The sequence below is a fragment of the Nocardia sp. NPDC058497 genome, assembly GCF_042720195.1.
Lineage (GTDB): Bacteria > Actinomycetota > Actinomycetes > Mycobacteriales > Mycobacteriaceae > Nocardia.
Genome location: NZ_JBHXMY010000208.1, coordinates 1 through 4472, shown reverse-complemented (window position 1 = coordinate 4472; position 4472 = coordinate 1). Strand labels below are relative to the sequence as shown.

The following is a 4472-nucleotide window of genomic DNA, read 5'->3' as shown; positions in this document are numbered from 1 at the left end:
TCCCCTTGGATCTCTATTCCGCCCGGGCTCGGGTTTTGTTATCGGCCATCCCGGGGGTGGCCCCCCCACCGGTGGGGGGCCGCGGTCCCTTACAGGGGGTCGACCGGGTAGCCGACCGAGGTCAGGTTCGCCTGGGAGTAGGCGTTGACCAGGGCGGGCCTGCCGGTGACGAAGATGATCGCGGCGCCGTTCTGCTTCGCCCAGGTCGCCAGGCCGAGCACCGGCTGGATCGCCGGGATGATCAGGCCGGTGTTGTAGGAGGTCTCCAGCGTGGTGTTGTCGATGTCGAAGACGATCGCGGGCCGGGTCGCGCCGGGCAGCCGTCCGGCGAGATAGGTCTTCGCCTCGGCCACGACGGGGGTGATCTCGCCGATCCACTGCGCGTACGGCGGCAGCTCGGACTTGTTGCCCGACAGCGAGGACGAGCCGCCGCCCGACAGAGACGACGACCCGGTGTCGGCGCCCACGGCGGGCAGTGGAGCGAGGAGCGCGGCCGCGACACCGGCGACGAGCGATGCAGTTACACGTTTCATCCATCGCACGCTAACAGCGGACCGAGCCAATGAAACGTGTCGCAGTTTCACAATCCCGCACAGTGGGACTGCTACGCGGGCGCGCCCACCGGATCGGTATCGGCCACCTCGGCCCGGTTCAACCGCTGCGAGATCACCTGGGTGATGCCGTCACCGCGCATGCTCACGCCATAGAGCGCGTCGGCGATCTCCATGGTCGGCTTCTGGTGGGTGATGACGATCAGCTGGCTCTTCTCCCGCAGCTGCTCGAACAGCCCGATGAGCCTGCGCAGGTTGGTGTCGTCCAGCGCCGCCTCGACCTCGTCCATCACATAGAACGGCGACGGCCTGGCCCGGAAGATGCTGACCAGCAACGCGACCGCGGTCAGCGACTTCTCGCCACCGGAGAGCAGCGAGAGCCGCTTGACCTTCTTGCCCGGCGGCCTGGCCTCCACCTCGATGCCGGTGGTGAGCATGTCGGAGGGGTCGGTGAGCACCAGCCTGCCCTCACCACCCGGGAACAGCTTGGCGAAGACGCCGACGAATTCGCGCTCCACGTCGGCGTAGGCCTCGGTGAACACCTGCAGGATGCGGGCGTCGACCTCGGCGACCACGTCGAGGAGGTCCTTGCGCGCGTTCTTGACGTCCTCGAGCTGGGTGGCGAGGAAGTTGTAGCGTTCCTCGAGCGCCGCGAACTCTTCCAGCGCAAGGGGATTCACCTTGCCGAGGGTGGTGAGGTCCTTCTCGGCGCGTTTGGCGCGGCGCTCCTGGGATGCCCGGTCGTAGGGCATCGGCTGCGGCGCGCTGACCTGCTCGCCGCGCTCCTTGGCGTCCTCGTACTCCTGCAGTTCCAGCGCCGACGGCGGCAGCGGGACATCGGGGCCGTACTCGGCGACGAGATCGGCCAGGGCGATGCCGAACTGTTCGGAGATAGTGGTCTCGAGCTGTTCGATGCGCAGGGCCGCTTGGGCTTTGGCGACCTCGTCGCGGTGCACGGCGTCGGTGAGCTGGGCCAGCTGGGTGGTCAGCGCCCGCGCGCGTTCCTTCACCTGTTCCAGCGCGGCGGCGCATTCCCCGCGCCGCCGGACCAGCTCGTCCCGGCGCGCCGCGGCGGCGGCCACGACCCGCTCGAGCTCGTGCGCGATCTTGGCACCCGATTCGGCGACGGCGGCGGCCACGGCGGCGGCCTGACGGCGGGCGGCCTGCGCGCGTTCGGCGCGGGCCCTGGCCTCGCGTTCGGCGCGGGCGGCCCTGCGCAGCGAATCCGCTTTGCCGCGTACCGATTCCGCGCGTTCCTCGGCGGTGCGCACGGCCAGGCGGGCCTCGACCTCCATGGTGCGAGCCTCGGCGAGCGCGGCGGCGGCTTCCTCGCGTTCCCGGCCCGCGGTCTCGGTGCCCGCGGCGCCGTAGCTGTCGTCGTCGCCGTCGTGTTCCATCTCGGCGTGCCGCAACCGGTCTTCGAGTTCGGCCAGGGTGGCCAGGGACTTCTCCCGCGCGGATTCGGCCTCGGCGCGCTGGGCGGCGTGGCGCTCGCCTTCGGTCTGCGCCGCGCGGGCGGTCTGGCCGACGCGCGCCAGCCGGTCGTAGATCGCCAGCAGCGCCTGATCGGATTCGTGCAGCGCCATCAGCGCGTGGTCGGCGGCGTCCTTGCGGTCGGTCTGCTCGGCCAGCGCACCGGCCAGCGCTGCTTCCAGTTCCTCGGCCCTGCGCTGCGCCGACGCCAATTCGGCCGTGGCGGTGTCGATCTCGGCCTGGACCTCGAGCTGGCTCGGCATCCGTTCCGAGCCGCCGACGATCCAGCCCGAACCGGCCAGGTCGCCGTCGCGGGTGACCACGCGCAGTTCGGGGCGCAGCGTGACGAGCTCGGTGGCGGTGGCCAGATCGTCGACGACCACGACGCCCGCGGTGAGCGCGGCAAGGGCCGGGCGCACCGGCTCGGCGCCGTCGATGACCTCGGCAAGCCAGCGCGCACCCGCGGGCAGGGTGTCACGCTCGGCGGGAACCAATCCGGCGGTGGCGAAGACGAAGGCGACCCGGCCGCCGTCGCCGGAGCGCAGTTCGCGCACGGCAGCGTCGGCGGCGGTCGAGGTGTCGGCGGTGATCGCGTCGGCCAGCGGGCCGAGCAGCGCGGCGACCGCGGCCTCGAAGCCGCCGTCGACGCGCAGCTGCGCCGACAGCCGGTCACCGAGTCCACTCACGCCGTGTTCGAGCAGCCAGGCCGCACCGTCCTTGCGGGCCAGGTTCATCCCGAGCGCTTCGATGCGGGCGCCGAGCCTGGCGACCAGCTTGCTCGCCTCGCGGTCCTGTTCACGCAGTTCGCGTACGCGCTCGTCGGCCAGTTCCAGGGCGGCGACGGCGTGTTCGTGCTGGGCGTCGAGCCCCTTCTCCCCCGCGTCGAGTTCGCCGAGTTCGTCCTGCACCGAGTCGTATTCGACCTGGGCGGCCTCCCCGCGGTGACGGGCGTCGGCGATCGCGACCGAGAGCCGGGCGATCTCGGCGTCGACCGATTGGGCTCTGGTGCGCAGGTTCTCGACCTGGCCGGAGAGCCGGGCCAGGCCTTCGCGGCGGTCGGCGATGGCGCGCACGGCGGCGAGGTGCGCCTGCTCGGCGGCCTTGGCGGCGTACTCGCGATCGGCGAGGGCCTCACGCGCGGCTTCGAGAGTCTCGGTGGCCATCTCCACCGCGTAGCGCAGTTCGGCTTCCTCGGCCTCGATCCGGTCGGCCTCGGCCTCGAGCTGGTCGGGATCGCGGCCGGTGCCCACGGGTGCCTCGGTGTGCAGGTGCCTGGCCCGGTCACCGGCGATGCGGATGGTGGCATTGACCCGCTCGGCCAGCGCCGAGAGCTGGAACCAGGTCTGCGCGGCCGCCTCGGCGCTGGGACTCAGCCGCGACAGCTGGAACTCCTGCTGGGCGAGTGCGGCATTGGCGGCATCGAGCGCGGACTGCACGGCGATCTGCTGCTCGCGGGCGTAGGCCTCCTTGCTGAGCTGGGACTCCAGCTCGTGGCGCCGGGTAACCAGGTCGTCGGCGGCCAGCCGCAGCCGCGCGTCGCGCAGGTCGGCCTGCACGGTCTGCGCGCGCCGCGCCACCTCGGCCTGCCTGCCGAGCGGCTTGAGCTGGCGGCGCAGTTCGGTGGTGAGGTCGGTGAGCCGGGCGAGGTTGGCCTGCATCGCGTCGAGCTTGCGGACCGCCTTCTCCTTGCGCCTGCGGTGCTTGAGCACACCCGCGGCCTCTTCGACGAACGCGCGCCGATCCTCCGGCCGGGATTCCAGGATCGCCGAGAGCTGCCCCTGGCCGACGATGACGTGCATCTCGCGCCCGATACCGGAGTCCGACAGCAGTTCCTGCACATCCATCAGCCGGCAGCTGCTGCCGTTGATCTCGTACTCGCCCGCGCCGTCACGGAACATCCGCCGGGTGATCGACACCTCGGCGTAGTCGATCGGCAGCGCGCCGTCGGAATTGTCGATCGTCAGGGTCACCTCGGCCCGCCCGAGCGCGGCGCGCCCGGTGGTGCCGGCGAAGATGACGTCCTGCATCTTGCCGCCCCGCAACGCCTTGGCACCCTGCTCACCCATCACCCAGGTGAGGGCGTCGACGACGTTCGATTTACCGGACCCGTTCGGCCCGACGACGCAGGTAATCCCCGGTTCGAAGCGCAGCGTGGTCGCGGACGCGAAGGACTTGAACCCTTTCAACGTCAGGCTTTTCAAATGCACGCTGTGCCGCCTCTCCGCGATTCGGGCCAGACCTGGGCGCGGGAGGACAAGGCACGCGGCCGGCGGTGGTGGGGTCGCTCAGGTAGCCGGTACCCGGTGAGTTACCCATGTGCTCACGAGAGACTAGCGGAAAACGCGGCAAAACTTACACGAGAGCAGGGGTAGCTGATCGGGCGCCCGCCCCCCGGCCCGGCGCCCCCCCCGCCGCAGAGCCGGGGGGGGTGGCGTCTACCCCACACCC

General features: G+C 71.3%; 2 protein-coding genes. Both read right to left on the bottom strand.

What is annotated here, in order from left to right; genetic code table 11:
- Window positions 1–89: 89 nt before the first annotated feature.
- Window positions 90–533, bottom strand: coding sequence for a hypothetical protein (locus ACFWPJ_RS16040; RefSeq protein ID WP_378851942.1), 444 nt, complete (start codon window positions 531–533; stop codon window positions 90–92).
- 71 nt (window positions 534–604) lie between these two features.
- Entirely contained in the window at window positions 605–4231 is a 3627-nt protein-coding gene (gene smc / locus ACFWPJ_RS16035; RefSeq protein WP_378851940.1) for a chromosome segregation protein SMC, read from the bottom strand.
- Window positions 4232–4472 lie beyond the last annotated feature (241 nt).